The organism is Marinobacter sp. (assembly GCF_044799475.1).
Lineage (GTDB): Bacteria > Pseudomonadota > Gammaproteobacteria > Pseudomonadales > Oleiphilaceae > Marinobacter.
In genome coordinates this window covers 3,702,262-3,721,525 of record NZ_CP085217.1, presented here as the reverse complement: position 1 = coordinate 3,721,525, position 19,264 = coordinate 3,702,262, and the positions used below count along the sequence as shown (strand labels likewise).

The 19,264-nt window shown below is 46.4% G+C and carries 14 protein-coding genes and 2 pseudogenes; all 16 read left to right on the top strand.

Annotated features, from left to right (window positions below; translation table 11 throughout):
• Positions 1 to 23 precede the first annotated feature (23 nt).
• On the top strand, positions 24 to 344 hold the full coding sequence (locus LG327_RS17060; RefSeq protein WP_404363756.1) for a hypothetical protein: 321 nt from the start codon (positions 24 to 26) through the stop codon (positions 342 to 344).
• Between the two features lie 160 nt (positions 345 to 504).
• Positions 505 to 1,830, top strand: a complete 1,326-nt coding sequence (locus LG327_RS17055) for a flippase (protein ID WP_404363754.1) — start codon at positions 505 to 507, stop codon at positions 1,828 to 1,830.
• Positions 1,830 to 2,735 carry a sulfotransferase family protein gene (locus tag LG327_RS17050; protein ID WP_404363752.1) on the top strand — a complete coding sequence of 302 codons (906 nt, stop codon included), beginning with the start codon at positions 1,830 to 1,832 and terminating at the stop codon, positions 2,733 to 2,735. The genes LG327_RS17055 and LG327_RS17050 overlap by 1 nt, the downstream gene beginning before the upstream one ends.
• Positions 2,732 to 3,832: a glycosyltransferase gene (locus tag LG327_RS17045; RefSeq protein ID WP_404363750.1), complete on the top strand. Its 1,101-nt coding sequence runs from the start codon at positions 2,732 to 2,734 to the stop codon at positions 3,830 to 3,832. The genes LG327_RS17050 and LG327_RS17045 overlap by 4 nt, the downstream gene beginning before the upstream one ends.
• Positions 3,833 to 4,247: 415 nt before the next feature.
• Positions 4,248 to 5,342 carry an EpsG family protein gene (locus LG327_RS17040; RefSeq protein ID WP_404363748.1) on the top strand — a complete coding sequence of 365 codons (1,095 nt, stop codon included), beginning with the start codon at positions 4,248 to 4,250 and terminating at the stop codon, positions 5,340 to 5,342.
• Between the two features lie 27 nt (positions 5,343 to 5,369).
• Complete coding sequence (locus tag LG327_RS17035; protein WP_404363747.1) at positions 5,370 to 6,425, top strand: glycosyltransferase; 1,056 nt, start codon at positions 5,370 to 5,372, stop codon at positions 6,423 to 6,425.
• Positions 6,422 to 6,868, top strand: coding sequence for a serine O-acetyltransferase (locus tag LG327_RS17030; protein ID WP_404363745.1), 447 nt, complete (start codon positions 6,422 to 6,424; stop codon positions 6,866 to 6,868). The genes LG327_RS17035 and LG327_RS17030 overlap by 4 nt, the downstream gene beginning before the upstream one ends.
• Positions 6,868 to 8,721, top strand: a complete 1,854-nt coding sequence (gene asnB, locus LG327_RS17025) for an asparagine synthase (glutamine-hydrolyzing) (protein ID WP_404363743.1) — start codon at positions 6,868 to 6,870, stop codon at positions 8,719 to 8,721. The genes LG327_RS17030 and asnB overlap by 1 nt, the downstream gene beginning before the upstream one ends.
• Positions 8,714 to 9,751: a glycosyltransferase family 4 protein gene (locus LG327_RS17020; protein ID WP_404363741.1), complete on the top strand. Its 1,038-nt coding sequence runs from the start codon at positions 8,714 to 8,716 to the stop codon at positions 9,749 to 9,751. Before asnB ends, LG327_RS17020 begins: the two co-directional genes overlap by 8 nt.
• Positions 9,723 to 11,048 (top strand): AMP-binding protein, encoded by a 1,326-nt coding sequence (locus LG327_RS17015; protein WP_404363739.1) that lies wholly within the window; start codon positions 9,723 to 9,725, stop codon positions 11,046 to 11,048. The genes LG327_RS17020 and LG327_RS17015 overlap by 29 nt, the downstream gene beginning before the upstream one ends.
• A gap of 433 nt (positions 11,049 to 11,481) precedes the next feature.
• Positions 11,482 to 12,576, top strand: a complete 1,095-nt coding sequence (gene wecB, locus LG327_RS17010) for a non-hydrolyzing UDP-N-acetylglucosamine 2-epimerase (RefSeq protein ID WP_404363737.1) — start codon at positions 11,482 to 11,484, stop codon at positions 12,574 to 12,576.
• A 209-nt stretch (positions 12,577 to 12,785) separates the two neighbouring features.
• Positions 12,786 to 14,240 carry a heparinase II/III family protein gene (locus LG327_RS17005; protein WP_404363735.1) on the top strand — a complete coding sequence of 485 codons (1,455 nt, stop codon included), beginning with the start codon at positions 12,786 to 12,788 and terminating at the stop codon, positions 14,238 to 14,240.
• Positions 14,237 to 15,421: a glycosyltransferase family 4 protein gene (locus tag LG327_RS17000; RefSeq protein ID WP_404363733.1), complete on the top strand. Its 1,185-nt coding sequence runs from the start codon at positions 14,237 to 14,239 to the stop codon at positions 15,419 to 15,421. The genes LG327_RS17005 and LG327_RS17000 overlap by 4 nt, the downstream gene beginning before the upstream one ends.
• A 127-nt stretch (positions 15,422 to 15,548) precedes the next feature.
• Positions 15,549 to 16,631: pseudogene (locus LG327_RS16995) on the top strand (IS630 family transposase).
• 45 nt (positions 16,632 to 16,676) lie between these two features.
• A pseudogene (locus LG327_RS16990) lies at positions 16,677 to 17,904 on the top strand (nucleotide sugar dehydrogenase).
• 291 nt (positions 17,905 to 18,195) lie between these two features.
• Positions 18,196 to 19,254: a UDP-N-acetylglucosamine--undecaprenyl-phosphate N-acetylglucosaminephosphotransferase gene (wecA, locus tag LG327_RS16985; protein ID WP_404363731.1), complete on the top strand. Its 1,059-nt coding sequence runs from the start codon at positions 18,196 to 18,198 to the stop codon at positions 19,252 to 19,254.
• The last annotated feature ends 10 nt before the right edge of the window (positions 19,255 to 19,264 follow it).

The following is a 19,264-nucleotide window of genomic DNA, read 5'->3' as shown; positions in this document are numbered from 1 at the left end:
AGAAAAGGTCAGCGAAAACCAGCATGCTTCGCATGCAGCAATTGTTCTGTCAACTAATAGAGAGCGAAACCCACACTGTTATGCTTGCCAGCGCCCAAACCGTATACATCTTCAAAAGGGTAGATCCCGCAGTGATTCCGCAAGAAAAAACGGAACCTAAACGCGCCCTGATCGCCGCGGTAGCCACCCACCACGGTCGCCGTATCCGCCATAGCCTTCATCCGCCTCGGCAAAGAATCAAGCACACAGAAAAGCAAAGAAAGGATTCGGTATGGAATCCACAGAATAAGAAACACAAAGCCTTTATCTTTTCTTTTTCCGTGGGCAAAAACCAATACCAGTAAGCCTCTATCAACTATCAGCCATGCTGTCCCTTTGTCTACAAATGGACAGCGTAAGCGAATACCTTAAAGCTTAATGCCAACGAGCATCACCAAACTAATCCGCTTGCAGGAACGCGTTCGATGTGCGGCAAAAATGAATGCTCCGTAGAATTTAAAACCCATGAAAAAAATATTAAAAAGTTTTAAGGGAGAGGGGTTTAAAGCCCAACTAGTTCGAGGGTTTACTGGTAACTTAGGAGTAAAAATAACCAATATGCTGCTAACACTAGCCAGTGGCATATTGCTTGCTAGAGCATTAGACCCTGAAGGCTATGGGATATACGCGTTCGTGTTATCCATAATTGCATTGCTTGGCCTCCCCACTCAAGGTGGTCTGCCTACTTTGGTGATGCGGGAAACGGCTCGTTATCACCATGCTGCTGCTTGGAATAAATTGCGCGGCCTGTTAGGGCTTGCGAATGGGTTTGTGGTGGTGGGATCGATTCTCACGGCTATTTTTGCTGCTCTTACGGCATGGCAATTTTGGGGGGGAAGCGAAACCCAAACTAAAACCTTTCTTTGGGCATTACTGCTTTTGCCATTGGTTGCATTTGGCAATGTGCGAGGTGCAACCTTGCAAGGGCTGAGAAAAGTGGTTCAGGGCAATTTACCCGAGCAAATAGTTAGACCCCTATTGATGGTTTTATTCTTACTATTTGCCTCATTTTCAGGCTGGCAGGTTACGCCTCAGATAGCAGTACAATTTTCGCTTCTGGGTGCGTTGGGTGCCTTTGTGGTGGGGGCAATTTTGCTGATGCGAGCGTTCCCTCCACAAGCCAAAAGGGCGCCTCCTCAGAGAGAAACAAAGCTATGGTTTAAAAGCTTGGCCCCACTCACTCTTTTTTCCAGCCTCAATATTGCAAATAACCAGATAGGGATCGTTCTCCTGGGTGTGCTGGGCGAAACTGACGACGTAGCTTTCTTTCGTGTCGCCTTTCAGGGTGCAGCATTGGTGCCTTTTGGCCTACTAGTTTTAAATGCTGTACTAGCACCACATATAGTTCGACTGTATGAGTCGGACGAGAAAGAAAAACTACAAAGAATGCTAACAAACAGCGCTAGAGCTGCTTTGCTAATGACGCTTCCACTCGTAGCTATATATCTCCTCTGGGGTGGTTTTTTTGTGTCGGTATTGTTCGGTGATGAGTATCTTCCCGCGGCTCCTGTACTAGTTATTTTAGCGGTTGGACAGTTTATCAATGTAGCAGCAGGCTCTGTGGGTTTGGTTCTTAATATGTTGGGCCACGAGAAAGAGACTGTAAAAGCCTCTGTGGCTGCACTATTTATTAATATCGCTCTTGCTACGTTGCTCATATCGCACTTAGGTGCAATGGGTGCTGCAATCGCTACCGCGGCATCTATTATGTTTTGGAATTTGAAGTTGATACTTAGGACAAATTTGCTAACTGGGCTAAATCCAACAGCCTTAAGAGTGAAGGATAATTAATGAAAAAACCAAATGCGTTTATAGTAGGAGCACCAAAATGTGGTACCACAGCAATGCACGAGTACTTGTCCCAGCATCCTGACGTCTATGCCTGTAAGCCTAAAGAACCTCATTATTTTATTCAGGGAGATTTTCCAAAGTGGTGGAAAATAACCGAAGAAGAATACCTTTCGCTTTTTTCATCAGCAAAGAAAGAAAAGATATTACTTGACTCGTCAGTATGGTATTTGTATTCAAAAAACTCGCTTCGTAAAATTTATGAATTTAATCAAGATGCAAAAATTATAATTATCTTGCGAAATCCGGTGGAAATGGTTCACGCCTGTCATGGTGAGAACTACAAAAATAGACAAGACGATCAGAAGACAATTAAAGATTCTTGGGAATTGATTGAAGATCGGAAAAAAGGGAAATATATACCTAGCACATGCAGAGCAGAACAGCTTCTGTATTATGATGAAGTTGCTGGATATAAGGTCCAAGTCGAGTGCGCGCTTCAACATTTCAACAGAGACCAAGTCCACATTATTTTATTCGATGATTTTAAGTCCAATCCGTCAAAAGTTTTCGAATGCGCTTTGAACTTCTTAGACATAAAGACCTTTAAAGAAATGGATTTTAGTCCGGTTAACAAGAGCAAAACAATTCATAGTTCTATAGTTGGCGATCTAACCAGAGGGCATCCTAAGCTCGTCTTTGATGTTTATCGTTTCTTAAAGAAAAAAATTGGTCTTAATGGTATCGGATTGATGAAAAAAATAAGGCAAATAAATGAGCATGAAAAGAAGAGAGATCCATTGCCTTCTGAGTTAGGGATAAGAATAATTAATAATTACCGAGAAGATATAGAGTATATTGAAGATCTCATGGGTCGGGATCTTTCAGCTTGGAAAACTATACCATGAAGATCGTTTTTTTTATTTCCTCTTTGTCCTCGGGAGGAGCTGAACGAGTTTTATCTGTACTTGTAAATCATTTTGTCAAAAATCATAATATAGTTGTGGTTACAGGCTCCAAGGAAGTTGAAGACTTTTATGACCTAAACCCTAGAGTAAAAAGGATTTGTTTGTTGGGTGGGAATAAAGAAGAAAATTCTAAAATCAGTACTGTACAAATAGTGTCCTCCTCAATACTGGCAATGGTTAACATTATTAACACGGAAAAACCCGATCTTGTAGTCAGTTTCATTTCTAAAATGAACGTCATGGCAATTTTAGCATCGAAAATTGCGCGAACCCCTGTCGTAATATCTGAACATAGCAATCCATATAGCGATATTAGTGGTTTTTTTAGGGTCGCAAGAATAACACTTTATCGTTATGCAAATTTTCTCGTTTGCCCTACGGTAGGTGTTGATAAGTATTTTGATAGACTTGTCAACGTGAAACAAAGAGCAATTATTAATAATCCATTACCAGTTGGTTTTAGTCAATCTTTCAACGCTGAAAAAAAAAATAAGATTATATTTATGGGTAGGTTTTCAGCTGTAAAGAGAATTGAATTGTTAGTTGAAGCTGTTTCCCTAATTTCCAATGAGCTCAAAGAGGCCAATTGGTTGGTAGAAATCTATGGTGGTGGGAATAAAGAAGAGGAGAATAAACTCCTTCAAGTGATAGATTTTTTTGAGTTAAATAATCTCGTTTCTTTCCGAGGGAAAACAAGAAATCCCAGGGAGGTCATGAGTGAGTCAAAAATACTTGCATTAACTTCAAAACATGAATCATTTGGAAATGCAATAACAGAAGCGATGGCATGTGGTTGTGTTCCTGTCAGTACTGATTGTGATTTTGGTCCAAGAGAAATTATTACACACGAAAAGGACGGTCTATTAACTGGCCATAGTGCACGTGAAATTGCAAAAGCGTTGTTACAACTCGTTAATAATCCAGTTCAGTTGGAAGGGATGCAAAAGGAAGCGGTCAAGATTCAAAGACGCTTAAATGTTGAGAGAATTGGATTTCAATGGGAATCTGTTTTTCAAAAGGTTGCAAAAAGGCAATAGATGGGATCGTCAACTGCTCTTAGTCTATAGATGTATTGTGCGACCAAGCTAGAAGAATCACAGAGCGGCGTCATCATGGCGACCAAGATCATTTTGAGATACTAATCAGTACGAAAGTGAGATAAACAGCGTCTGAATACCACTGATTTTTGACCATCTTGGTTTTAGTTGGCAAAAATCAGCGGTATTCAGACGTTACCTAGGTGAAAACCACCGTTAGCAGCTTGCTTGATCGGCGAAAAGCACTTTCTGGTATAGAACTAGTGTATCTGTTTTTCTGCAGAACGCCGGAAGACGTCCAAAGATACACAAGTAACGGAGACAGTATCTGAAAAATTTGGATTCCTGCTCGATCAAACCGATGTTTGTCAAAATCGGCGGTTATTCAGATCTTCCTTAGGAGCCCTCACAATTAATGATATATTACTTATTGTTTATTCCTTATTTTTTGGCTTCAATATTATCTATTGATATCTTTTTTAGAAGAGCTCTTAGGCCCGTCGCATTTATTTCAATTTTTATAATGGTATTTTTTGCTGGCACACAGTACGGGATAGGAGATTATTATAACTATCTTTCCATTTATAAAGGGTATAGTTTCTCAGACTTTGCAGTTCCCTTTTTTACAAGTTACGAGCATGGAGGAACAGGGCATGAGTTTATTTTTTCCTCTTTAGCCGTTGCTTTGCAAAGCCTAGGCTTCCCCTATGGTGTATTTTTTATACTACTGTCAGTTGTTACTGTTGGCGGTAAACTGCTATTTTTATACAAGTTCTCACCCTATTTTTTCATATCTTTAGTTGTATATTTAGCGTTTATTTATCTCAAAGATATGACCCAGCTTCGTGGAGCTATGGCATCTTCAATTATAATTTGGTCCACAATATTTATTGTTAGAAATAAACCGTTCTATTTTATATTATCAATATTTTTTGCTTCCGGATTCCACGTTTTTTCAATTGTTGCTCTCCCTTTGTATTGGATTTGTATCAGTCGTTTTTCTTCTTCAGTAGTTGTACTGGGTTTGATCGTTTCTTATTTCTTGAGTTTTCATTCTAGCTTCGTGCAGTTTTTTCTGAATTACGCAGATAATGATACGTTAGGGTATATTTATAGAAAAGTTGAAGGTTATTACCATGGTGATCGACAAGCGGAAGTGAATCCCTTTGGTTCTGGATCTTTTTTTTATGTGTTCGTAATATTATTTTGTATTTATAGAAAGGAAAAGATATTTTCTTATAGCCCTTTAAGCTGGTATGCTTTCATATACTTCGCTTATGGCTTTATTCTTTATATTCTTTTCTTCGATTTGAGTATCATTGCTTACCGTTCTTTAGAAGTCTTTTCGCACTTAGCGCTTGCTTTTATTTTAGCAGTGTTAGTTAAGGTCGAAACTAAGTTTATGCGTCTATTCTGGTGGTCATTGTCCGTTATTTATGCATCGTTTTTTGCTTATGTGAAGATAAATGATGTTGCGCCTTATCGGTCAGTTCTGTTTTCTTCGTATTAAAGTTATAATTTTTTTGGTTCCAATTTTATGGAAAAAATATTTTTCGTTTTACCAAATCTAAATTCAGGTGGTGCTGAACGTGTAGCTGTCAACTACCTGCGGCAGTTAGACCCGGAAAAACATATAGTTACCCTTGCTGTTTTCCAGAAGAGTAACGATCTGTTGCCACTTATTCCAGCTTATGTGCAACTAATTAATCTACAGACTGAAAGCACTAGTCGATCTTTTTGGCCGCTTCTAAACCTATTATGGCAGATTAAGCCGGATGTAATATTTACTACGCACTCTCGTGTGGCAACGCTACTCATGCTCATCAGGCCATTTGCACCAAAATTTCGCCATTTAGCCAGAATGCAAAGTACGCCCTCTTTGGAAAAAAAGCATGCTGCCTATGGTTGGCTCAAAAGAAAACTGTATTCCTTTGGTTACCGCAGCGCCGATATAGTTATTGCTCAGACGGAAGCCATGAAACATGATGGTGTGGAACAGTTTGGTCTAAATCCAAGTCGGGTCAAGGAATTATCTAATCCGATCGATACGCGCTTTATCGATAAAAGCGTAGATGGGATGCGGTCGCCATTCGTTGGGGATAAAATTTTTGCTGTAGCATCTGGGCGACTATCATTTGAAAAAGGATTTGATGTGCTTATATCTGCTCTACCTTCTGTTTTGGTGGAATATCCCAATTTCGCCTTATATATTCTTGGCAACGATGTTGGAGAGAAGGAGAAGCTAAAGAAATTGGTGAATAAACTCGGCTTAGAAGATTATGTGGAATTTTTGGGTTTCCAATCCAATCCCTACTGCTACTACGCTTTCTGTGATCTTTTCATTCTGTCTTCGCGGTGGGAAGGTTTTCCAAATGCATTGTTGGAGAATTATTACCTAAATACGCCAATCGTATCTACCGAATGTGTTCCGATAGTTAAGGAACTTGTCAAAGATGGTGTTAACGGCTATGTCTGTAACGTGGAAGATAAAGCGTGCTTGTCTAAAAAGATTACTGAATGTCTAAACAACATAAAAAGGTATCAGGTCAAAAACCGTAAGTATGATGGTTCAATGTTAGAGGTTTTGTTTTGAGTAAAGCTCCTTTTTATATATATATTGTTTATCGTTATTTATACAGAATAAGAATACCGATTCTTCCTAAAATTTTGATGATTTTTAATAGGATTATTTTTGGGGCTTATGTGCCGCCTTCTTGTTCTTTGGGAGCAGGAACCCGATTTGGATATGGCGGTAGTGGCGTTGTAATCCATGCCCGCGCCATTATTGGGAAAAATTGCCTGATTGGTCCTGGTGTGACTATCGGTGGACGTTCTAGGATCTATGAGGTTCCCGTCATCGGAGATGATGTTTACATTGGTGGTGGTGCGAAGATTTTGGGGAACGTAAAAATCGGCAGCAACGTGGTCATTGGTGCCAACGCTGTTGTTATTAAAGATATTCCAAATAACAGTGTTGTTGCAGGTGTTCCTGGAAGAATCATACACCAGAATATTGACCCAAAGGATTATATTTAATGTGCGGCATCACTGGTGCAGTTTCTTCGCGACAATTCGATTTGGACTCCATGGTCCAGTCTATCATTCACCGTGGCCCGGACTTTCAGAGTAGTTGGCGCGAAGGTCCTGTGGGTTTAGGGCATGCAAGGTTATCGATATTGGATCTAAGCAGTGAGGCCAATCAGCCCATGGTTAGCCGGTGTGGGCGTTATGTGTTGGCGTATAATGGGGAGGTCTATAATTTTAAGTTATTTAAAAAAGAGCTGGAGTCAGAAGGCGTAATCTTTCGTACTCATTCAGATACAGAAGTTCTTTTAGAAGGTTATGCCCGGTGGGGTCAAGCGCTTTTCTCCAGACTAAACGGGATGTTTGCTGTTGTTCTATACGATCGTCTAAAAAAGCAACTTTTACTCGTGCGCGATCGTTTTGGTATCAAGCCGCTCTATTATTTTTTCGAAGATGCCTCGCTGGTGTTCGGATCAGAAATCAAATCGCTCTTGACCTCTGGCTTGGTCGCCAGATCGCTAAACTTTCAAGGTATGCATGAATATTTGCACTTTTCAAGCACTTTAGGTGAAAACACCTTTTATGAGGGAATCAAAAAGCTGGAACCGGGTCATATGGCAATTTACTCGATTTCAGATAATAGTTTCAAAATTCATCCCTATGCGGTGAATTACGATCTTCCTGAGATCAACGACTCGTTGGATGATGCCATTGCTCATATCCGAACCCTTTTTGAAAACAGCGTCAAAAGCCAATTGGTAGCCGATGTGCCTGTGGGCATTTTCCTTAGCGGCGGTATTGACTCCACAGCTATCACGGCTTTTGCATCTAAACACTATAGTGGCAAGCTGAAAACGTTCTCCGCAGGTTTTGATTTTGACAGAGGTGTTAACGAGCTTTCCAATGCCAAGTTTGTCGCCAACCACTTCGGAACAGATCACCATGAGCTTCATATTAAGGGCGTCGATGTTATTCATACTCTGGAGGCTTTGGGCGGGTATTTCGATCAGCCGTTTGGCGATGCGGCCAATATCCCGCTTTATCTAATGGGAAAAGAGATAGGCGGTAAACAAAAAGTGATTTTACAGGGTGACGGTGGCGACGAGCTGTTTGCAGGTTACAGGCAATATTTTCGTGTTAAAAATGAAAGGTCTTTCCGGCTGCTTTCGCGGTTGATAACACAATTTGGTGGGCTAGTGCCCAAGTCAAGCAAATACTACCGAATGATGCGCAGTATGTACGCTATGGCACAAAATGACCCTGCCCTAGTCCCTGCCCGGATTTACTCCTCTGAAATGCTTTGGGAGCCGCCACAACGTCTTTTTAAGCACGATTGGCAAGAACGGCTCAATGTAGTTGATCCATTTAGTCGGAACAGGAAATTTCATGATAAATTTTCTCACTTAGATTTGTTACAAGAGCTGCTTTATACTGATATGAATGTCCTTTTGCCGGATCAGTACTTGGAAAAGGTTGATCGAGCGACTATGGCTACTAGCCTGGAGGTTCGTGTTCCTTTTTTGGATAATGATTTGGCTGCTTACGCCATGGCACTGCCATCAAGTTATAAGGTACGAGGCAAAGAGAAAAAGTTTCTTCTCAAAAAAGCATTCGAAGGTGTAGTGCCAGAGAAGATACTTTATGGCCCTAAGCGAGGTTTTGGTGTGCCATTTCAATATTGGCTGAGAACTTCGCTGAAAGAGTTTATGGTTGAAAACATACGTGCAAGCAACTGCTATTCCTCTGAGGTAGAAAAAATGATGGGTGAGCATATCTCAGGGAAACGTGACCATGGGTATGTATTATGGAAGTTGCTTAACTTTTCGATCTGGTTTAATAAAAATTCTGACCTTGATAATGTATAAGTTTTTATTGTTCGGCCCACGTTACCATAAGTCCAGTCAGCCGGGTGGGATTGTTGTTTCCTTTGAGTTATTACTTAAGGATTTGGAAGTGCGTGGGGTAGATTGCATCGTAATAGATACCAATAAAAATAATTACAGAAGCTCTGTGATCGCGATGATAAAGATACTCTGGAATGCTGCCAAGTTAATTCCTAAAAGCTCCCATGTTTCTTTGCATGGTACGGCTAAAGACTATGTATTTATTGCGCCGTTTGTGGTTTGGTGGGCCCGCGTGTTTGGCAAGTCCGTCTCGCTCAGGAAGTTTGCTGGAAGCTTTCGGGAGGTTTACCGAAGTTCGGGTGCAGTTTCGAGGCTCCTAATCCGCTATGCGCTCAAAAATGCATCGGTAAACTTTTTCCAGACCCACTATTTAGTTGGATTTTTTTCGCGCTTCAACCCCAACACTTTCTGGATGCCTACATCTAGACCTAGGCCGGTTATGCAGCGTGTAGAGCGCCCCTTCGGAAAGCGGTTTATTTTTTTGGGCCATGTGCGCTGGGAAAAGGGTATATTGGAGTTGATCGAAGCAGCCAATCAGCTACCGGATGAGTATCAAGTTGATATCTACGGCCAGATGGTTAATCCAGAACTGGAAGAAAGGATTGCCCACTCCAAGGCTTGCTACAAGGGTGTGTTAAAGCAAGAAAATGTTGTTGAAACCTTGGCGCATTATGATGTGCTGGTTTTGCCGAGCTTTTGGTCAGGAGAAGGATACCCTGGTGTGATCATTGAAGCCTTTTCCGTGGGTCTTCCGATAGTGGCTACGCCACTTGACGGGATTAAAGAGATCGTCACCCATGGCGAAAATGGACTATTAGTTGATCCAAAGAAAAAGGGGCAGTTGGAGGATGCTATGCGGTCGTTTACGGTAAAGGGCTATGCAGTTTTTTCGGAAAAAGCAAAGGCAAGTTTTGAACAGTTTGATAGTTCTGTAGTTACAAAAATGTTCTTGGAGGCTACTGTTGTTAAATCTGTTGAAAAAAATTTATGATGGTTTACCTAAAGAGCACCTAAAGTTCTTGCGGTATATTCCCGATCGAGTCCTATTTGGAAAAAGCTATTGGGGCTGGCAACAGAAAATATCTTTTGAAAAAAATAATCTGGATGAGAGTCTGGCGAATACTCTTTTGTATGTGCGCCAACATACAATGTATGGCAAGGAAAAGTTGCCAACTAATATCCATGCCGGCAATGCGAAAGAGATTTTGGAGACTCTTCCGAAGATTTCATCGCAGGATCTTGCAACCAACCTCGCCTACTACACTTCGGATGAGTTTAATACGTTTAACTCTTACTTGACAACTACCGGTGGTAGCGGGAGGAATCCGACAACGATTTTACTGAGCAATGAGCTTTTTGGTATTGAATGGGCCCATGTGCATCATATATGGTCTTCTGTAGGCTATGATAGAAGAAAGCACCTCAAGTTGACACTGCGTGGTAAAAGCGTAAAAGGTGACAAGTTGATGGAATATAATCCTGTCTACAATGAACTGGTTGTTGACACCTTTAAGGTAAAGCGCAGCAACTTCCCGAAACTTTTACAGGTACTGAAGAGATATGATATTACGTATATTCATGGCTACCCTTCTTTGGTAAAAGAATATATAGAGTACTATCGGGAGTTTGGCGGCATGCCAAATCTCCGAGGAGTTCTTCTTGCAAGCGAAGGCATAAGTCCAGAAGAGAAACATATAATTGCCGAATTTTTCGGGTGTCGGGTTGTATCTTTTTATGGCCAGACAGAAAGAGCCCTTCTTGCGGTTGATCTAAAAGGTGCGGGCGAGTATAGGGTATATACATCGTATGGTTATCCTAGAGTGGTCGATGGCGAGTTATTGATCACCTCTTTTGTAAATAGAGCGCTCCCGCTGGTGAATTACGCAATTGGTGATGGTGCTGTGGTTAGAGAAGAAAAAGATCATATTTATTTGTTGAACCTGACCAGCAGATGGGGCAAAGATTTTATTTTCCTAGATAAAGATAAAAAGATTCCGACTGCGGCTATTAATCTCCACTCCATGATCCAGGATGAGATTCTTTTTTACCAGATACACCAGTACGAGTTTGGAGAAATTGAAATTAGGGTTTTGCAAAAGCCAGGGAGCCGTATTACGGCCGAGGAGCTTTTAAAAATCTTTGGTAAAGAGATGCGGAAGAATCTTAGAGAATTTTCAGTAGAGCTGCGCTGTGTTCCCGACGAAGAAATCATTAAAAGTTCTCGAGGAAAAAAAATGCTCCTTGTGCAAAATCTGGACCAAGGTATTCTTGGCGCTTCAGGTCATTAACGATTGGAAGGAAGAAGGCTGTTACAAAGGTTAAAGTTGCTACGTGGCTTGGTTTTTGACGGGCGTTGTTTAGGCGGCGAGCTTTTACTCCGCCGCCCCAAAACCAAGTGTACTTGCGCTTAGTGCATGAGTTTACTTGCTGTGATAATAACGGTTTTGTTATTGAGTTCGGCCGCGGCGAGGTAAGCTATTTATGTGGAACACCGAGCTGGCAATATCAATTTCGTCGCGTGTAATATTCATCTGGTCTATATTCGTTTTCACAATGTTATTGTTCACTCGTGATCTTTCTGCGTAGATGCCGGCTAGATGTGGAGGGGTGCATCCCGTTGCTTACTATAAATATGTTATCGATAGTTTTCGGGTCATACTGTCGAGTCGTTTTACTGATGTTACTAGCGGATAAAAATTCCAAGATTCAATAGGTTTCGATATGCTGATTGATATTATTGCAGGTGCACGGCCCAATTTCATGAAGATTGCACCAATCATTCGGGTGCTGAAGGCCCGACGGAGAGCGGGTGGTAAATTGAGTTACCGTCTGATCCATACCGGACAACACTACGATGCGAATATGTCAAGGGCATTCTTTGAGCAATTGGATATTCCTGAGCCGGACGTGAATCTTGAAGTTGGCGGTGGAACCCAAGCGGAGCAGACTGCCGGTATTATGGTAGGTTATGAGCGCCTGCTTCTTGAAGCGCCGAGTTTACTTTGCTTAGTTGTCGGGGATGTGACATCCACTATGGCCTGTGCGATTACTGCCCAGAAATTACGGATTCCAGTAGCTCATGTGGAGGCCGGTATCCGCTCCGGCGATTGGAGCATGCCGGAGGAGATTAACCGTTTGGTCACGGATAGCATTACAAACTGGTTTTTTACGACCAGCGAGGGCGCCGGGGTGAACCTGCGGCGTTCGGGTATCGATGGGGAGCAAATCTTTTTCGTGGGTAACACCATGATTGATACCTTGCTGGTGAACCTGCCTCGCTTGAGCCCCCCGGATTTTTGGGACGAGCTGAAGCTAGAAACCGGCGAGTATTTCGTGGTTACTCTCCATCGCCCGACCAATGTGGATGCCGCAGGCCCATTTGCGGAAATGTTGGCTGCGATAGGTAAGAGTACGCGGGGGCTCCCGGTGGTGTTTCCGGTCCACCCGCGCACGGCAAAGACCTTGCGAGAAATGGTGGATCTGCCCGAGAACATGCACCTCGTTGAAAGCCAGCCTTACCTTCAGTTCAATTACCTCGTACGCGGGGCCAAAGCGGTTATTACCGACTCCGGTGGCATTACTGAAGAAACCACGGTCATGGGGGTTCCCTGTTTAACGCTGAGGAACAGTACTGAACGGCCGGAAACCACCGAACTTGGCACCAATGAATTGATCGGTACCGACCCGGCGGCTCTGGGGCCGGCGCTGGACAGATTATTCGCTGGTGACTGGAAAAAAGGCGGTATGCCGCCTTTATGGGATGGCAAGACCAGTGAGCGGATTGTTGCAGCTTTGGAGAAGTTGCTTTGTCCCTGAGCACTGCTGCCCGTTACTGGCATACCCTGCGTTATCTCAAACCGGTTCAATTCTATGGCCGGCTCTGGTTCCGATTCTACCAGCCTAGCCCTGATCCCGTGTCGCCGCCGGATGTTCGACAGGTGAGTGGGCGCTGGAAAATCCCCGCTTGCCGGGAACCGAGCCTGACAGGGCCCGGTAATTTTCTGTTCTTCGGGAGAGAAGGGCACTTGGCAGCAATCTGTTGGGACGGGCCAGAGCGCGAAAAGCTATGGCGTTATAATCAACATTATTTTGATGATCTTAATGCCAGGGATGCAATGGCACGAACAGAGTGGCAAAAGGACATACTGTTGCGCTGGGTTGAAGACAATCCCCCGGCAGCAGGTTCGGGTTGGGAGCCTTATCCAACTTCGCTTCGCATGGTGAACTGGGTGAAGTGGGTGTTGGCCGGTAATGAACTACCACAGTCCTGTGTCCAGAGCCTTGCCATCCAGGCGCGTTGGTTGATGAAACGGCTTGAGTTCCATCTGCTGGGCAATCATTTGTTTGCCAATGCCAAGGCTTTGATGTTTGCAGGTTGTTTCTTTTCAGGGCCGGAAGCGCAGCGCTGGCTAAAGCGGGGCTTGAGTATTATTGAACCCCAATTGCGCGAACAGATCCTTTCTGACGGCGGGCATTTTGAGCGCAGCACTATGTATCATGCGCTTGCGCTTGAGGATCTGCTTGATCTGTACAACCTACTCAATGCATTCTCGGGTTCAGATAAATGCGCCCTTGTTCTTAGTGGCCGAACAGACTCGCTCCTGCTCGAATTGCGAGAACGCATACCCGGTATGATCTATTGGTTGCAGACGATGCGTCACCCAGATGGTGAAATCGCGTTGTTCAATGATGCCGCAGTCGGTATTGCGCCGAGTTGCACAGAGTTGCTCGACTATGCAGAGCGGCTAGGGTTTGAAGTGAATGAGAGCGCACAAAGTGCTGCGACCGAGTTACGCCAGAGCGGCTACATTCGACTGAAAAAGGGTCCCGCCTGTCTGTTTTTCGATGCCGCCCCGGTAGGGCCGGATTATCTGCCCGGTCATGCCCATGCGGATACCTTGAGTCTGGAGATGAGCCTGTTTGCGCAGCGAATTTTCGTAAACTCCGGTACGTCCGAGTATGGGACAGGCGCGGAGCGACTCCGCCAGCGTAGTACCTCCGCGCACAATACCGTGGAGGTTGACGGCGAAAACTCTTCAGAGGTCTGGGGCGGTTTTCGCGTCGCCCGGCGTGCTTCCCCCTACGAAGTGAGAATGCAGAAGACTCACGATTGTCTGCTGGCTAGTGCATGCCATGATGGTTATCAAAGGCTACCAGGCGTGGTGACCGCAAAGCGTAACCTAACGCTGACTGACGAAAGTCTCAAAGTGGAAGACACACTCGACGGGACTTTCGAATCTGCGGTCGCCCGTTTTTACTGCCATCCCCAAGTGAATGTTGGAGTTGCTGAGGATGGGTCGGTCTCGCTTTTTCTAAGGGAGGGCCAGGAGATGGCCATGAATTTTGAGGGCGCCGCAAAAGTGAGCGTTATCGAGTCAACGTGGCACCCGCGTTTTGGCGCTAGTGAAAAAAATCATTGCATTACAGTTGAGTTCGCAGGTAGCCACCTGGTTTCCACTGCGAACTGGGGGAATTCTTGAAGATTCTGTGTCTTTGCTTTTATTTTAAACCTGATCTTTCCGCCGGTTCTTTCAAGAATACCGCGCTGGTTGATGAATTGGCCCGCCAGGTACCCGAAGGCAGCCAGATCGATGTCATAACCACTCTGCCAAATCGGTATTCGTCTTTTTCGGTTGATGCCGAAGAGGAGGAAATATCTGGCTCAGTGCGCATTCGCCGTATTGGGTTGCCGGCACACCAAAGCGGCATGGTCGACCAATCCAAGTCTTTCGCCACCTATGCGACCCGTGTGCTTCGGCTGACGGCAAAGGAGGATTATGACCTTATCTATGCCAGTTCTTCCCGTCTGATGATGTCGATTCTGGGGGGTTATGTCAGCTGGCGTAAAAAACGCCCGTTTTACCTTGATATCCGGGACATCTTTGTCGACACCATCAAGGATGTCTTGCCAGGCAAAATCACGATGTTCGCCTTGCCTGTCTTCTCCCGTCTGGAGAAGTGGGCAGTTCGTCGTGCGGCCAGAGTAAATGTGGTCTCGGACGGTTTTGTACCTTATTTCCAGAAACAGTTTCCCGGTATTGAGCTTTCTGGCTTTACGAATGGTATTGACCAGATCTTTCTCGACGCCGCTCCCACGGGCACGACAGTTCCGGATAAATCTGAACTCGAAGTGCTCTATGCCGGCAATATGGGGGAAGGCCAGGGACTTCACCACATCATTCCGCCCTTGGCCAAACGCTTTGAAGGTCGCCTCAGGTTCCGGTTGGTAGGTGGAGGCGGTAGGCTGGATCAGCTCAAAGAAGAGATCCGTAAAGCTGGCTGCACGAATGTCATCCTGGATGAGCCGGTGAACCGGGACGAGCTTCTCAAACTCTATGCAAATGCTGATATTCTGTTTTTGCATCTGAATGATTACGATGCCTTCAAGAAAGTACTTCCTTCCAAGATTTTTGAATACGGAGCACTTGGCAAGCCTTTATGGGCTGGTGTGAGTGGCTTTTCCGCAGATTTCATCAGGAAGAACATTTCGAACTCGGCCGTTTTTCACCCTTGCGATGTAGATGCTGCTGACGAAGCACTCCAAACCCTGGAGATGAAGACTGAACGGCGCAGTGACTTTATCGAGCGGTTCAGCCGAGCCCGGATTATTGAGCGGATGGCCAGCGAAATTATTGCGACTGGGAGAGATCCCGTTACTTAAATCCGGAATCGAAATAATGCCTGTAGTTCTTGCTATAGGTCCAGAATTCTAGTGTCCCGTCCGGGTAATTCCTTAGCGTAAATATGCTATAATCCAAGTAGTTATTCACGAGCTTGGAGACTTTGTTTTGGCCCGGAAACCAGCACCCATTAATCTTACGGTAAACGATCAACTGGAACTGGAAAGCTGGTTGCGAACAAGCACGCTGAGTCAGAATCTCGTTCAGCGAGCAAGGATCGTTTTGGCCCTGAATGCCGGGGGAATCACCCAAAGAAGTAGCTGAGCGACTGGAAACCAGTACGCCCACGGTCTTCAAGTGGCGCAATCGTTACATTGAACAGGGGCTGAGCGGACTTCAGGATGCTCCAAGGCCTGGGCAACCCAGAAAGCTGGACCAGAAAAAGGTTAAAGCAATTCTCGACGACACGGTAAAAAAGCTGCCCAGGGAATCAACCCACTGGAGCGTCCGGTTGATGGCCGAATATGCCGGTGTCAGTCGCTGGCAAGTGCATCAGATCTGGAAAGCCGCTGACCTGAAAGCTCACCGGCTGAAAACCTTCAAAATAAGCAATGATCCGGATTTTGCTGAGAAGGTTTTCGACGTCGTTGGCCTGTACCTGAATCCGCCCGATAACGCGCTGGTGCTGTCGGTTGATGAAAAACGCAGATCCAGGCACTGGATCGCACTCAACCAAAGCTGCAATTGAAACCCGGCCAGATCGAGCGCCGCACTCACGATTACAAACGGCACGGCACAACCAGTTTATACGCAGCTTTGAATATCCTGAATGGCGAGGTGATTGGGCGCATCACACAACGCCACCGCGCCAAAGAATTTCTCGACTTTCTGCGACAGATTGATCGAGAGACGCCGAAAGAGCAGGACCTCCACCTGGTTCTGGACAACAGCTCGACTCACAAAACACCAGAGGTGAAAGCCTGGCTGGAGAAACATCCCCGGTTCAAGCTTCACTTCACACCAACCAGCGCCTCTTGGCTGAATGCCGTGGAGGGCTGGTTTGGTCAGCTGGAACGCCGCGCTTTGTACCGTGGCATTTTTACAAGTGTGGGCGAACTCAAGACGGCGATTCGCCGCTTTATCAAGACTCATAATGAGAAGCTGGCAAAGCCGTTCCGCTGGCACAAGAGTGCAGAATCGATTATGACTTCAGTGGCGCGAGCAAAGCTGAGCGTTATCGATAATAAATAAACGGATTACCCAGACGGGACAGTAGTCGGCCTTGGGTATGTCGGTTTGCCACTTGCAGCCGCTTTTGGTGAAAAGCGGCCGGTCGTGGGGTTTGATATCAATTCCAAACGGATAGGCGATCTGCGGGAAGGCATCGACACCACCCGGGAGTTAACGTCGCAGGAGCTGGCTGCGGCCAGCCACCTGTCGTTTACAGACAATCTGGAAGATCTGGCGGATTGTTCGGTGTTCATTGTCACGGTGCCTACGCCCATTGATGAGTTCAACACGCCGGATCTTACCCCCTTGGTTAGGGCCAGCGAGACAGTGGGTAAGGTACTCAAGGCCGGGGATATTGTTATCTATGAGTCCACCGTTTACCCCGGCGCCACTGAAGAAGTCTGTGTGCCGGTGCTGGGGCGGGTATCTAGCCTGGCTTTCAACCAGGAGTTCTACGCCGGTTACAGCCCGGAGCGCATCAATCCGGCCCGGGGGACAAGGAGCACCGCGTAACCACCATTGTAAAGGTGACTTCCGGCTCCACCCCGGAGGTCGCTGATGAAGTGGACGCCCTGTATGCGGATATTGTTACCGCGGGTACACACAAGGCCAGTTCCATCAGGGTCGCGGAGGCTGCCAAGGTCATTGAGAACACCCAGCGCGATCTGAATATCGCCCTGATGAACGAGCTGGCCATGATTTTTCCCGTCTTGGAATTGATACACACGAGGTACTGGCCGCTGCAGGCACCAAGTGGAATTTCCTGCCGTTCAAACCGGGCCTGGTGGGCGGGCATTGTATTGGCGTGGACCCCTATTACCTGACTCACAAGGCGCAAGCCATTGGCTACCATCCGGAGATTATTCTGGCGGGCCGTCGGGTAAATGACGGGATGGGACCCTATGTGGTTGCCGAGTTGGTGAAGCGGATGGTCAAGGCCGGCCATGCCGTAGCAAATGCGCGGGTGCTGGTGATGGGGTTGACCTTCAAGGAGAACTGCCCGGACCTTCGCAATACACGGGTTATTGACGTGGTCAGGGAGTTGCAGGACTTCGGCTGCCATGTTGACGTGACCGACTCTTGGGCCGATAAAGCCGAAGCCGTGCGTGAATATGACATCTCTCTGGTGGACGAACTTGTTCCGGAGCACTACGAGGCAGTGGTGCTGGCTGTGCCTCACCGGGAATATGCTGCTATGAGCGCTGCGGACCTGCGCCGGCTTCTGAGTGCTAATGGGGTGCTATTTGACCTGAAGGGCGTGCTGCCGCTTGGCGAGGCGGATCTTCGGCTTTAAGCCCCTCATGTTCTTCGTAAGCTTCTATGTTCGCCCCGATCATGAACTGAGAGATCTTAGGCTCGTGCTCTTGGTGCTCCAGCCGCCACGGAGCATTATTTTCCCCAGCGGCACGCCTTTGCCCAACAGAAGTGAATGGTCACTGAATCGAGATGAACCCCTGGGAGGCCTTCGCCGGCTCCAGCCTGCCGCATGGGGGTCTTGGGGGAGGCCTGAAAGTTCGCTATCTTTGTTGATTGAAAAAGAGTAAATTTCACGCCAATTTTTATTTTTACACGAGGTTCACATCACATGGACGCGGCAAGTGCCACCGGATTGCTATCCGGCCTGATAGCACTTTTCTCCCTTTTTCTATTCAAGCCCTTCGCCCATCGTGTCGGTCTTCTGGATCATCCGGACCACCGCAAGACACATTCGGGGGCTATACCGCTTGTCGGGGGGCTGAGTGTGTTCACGGGGCTGTTTGCTGCCTGGCTCATCGCCATGCCTTTTTCCGGTGGCTATGGCATTTTTCTGATGTGCTCGTTGCTGCTGGTTCTGCTGGGGGCTATAGATGATGCGAGGGACATCCCGGCGAAGTTCAGGCTGTGGGCGCAGGTCACGCTGGGGGCTTTTCTCGTCTATGGGTCCGGAATCTGGCTGGACAGTTTTGGGAACCTTCTGGGTTTTGGTTCCATCCCTCTGGGATGGCTTGGTCCGCTGGTAACCATAGCGGCGATTATCGGTGCGACCAATGCGTTCAACATGATTGATGGCATTGATGGTCTGGCGGGCAGCCTTAGCACCGTCACTCTGCTGTCACTTGCAATCCTGTTTCTGGCCTCCCCCGGCTTCACGGCGGAAGCCGCACTATCCGTCGGGATTGTTGCCGCTCTGATTCCCTATCTCCTGGTGAATATGCGGGTTCCTCCCTTCCGCCAGAAGATTTTCATGGGCGATGCCGGCTCCATGTTTATCGGCTTTTCCGTGGTCTGGCTGCTGGTCAATGGTACCCAGGAGGGCGAGGCTGCCTTTCGTCCCGTCACGGCGCTCTGGATTATTGCGGTTCCTCTGATTGATATGGTGGCCATCATGGTAAGGCGGGCCCGGAAAGGGCAGTCGGTCATGGTTCCGGACAGGGAGCATCTGCATCACATTTTCCTGCGTGCCGGCTTTACGGACCGCCAGGCGCTGATGGTCATTACTGTAGTCGCTCTTTTGTGCGCCGGCGTTGGTCTTGTGGGGGAGTGGCTCCAGGTGCCGGAGTGGATCATGTTTGCCGGGTTCCTTGCCGTGTTTGCCTGCTATGACTGGATGCTTAGCCATGCCTGGCGGGTTCTGGTTCTGTTTCGGCGTCAGGCGGTTCAGTGAAGGGTTTTGC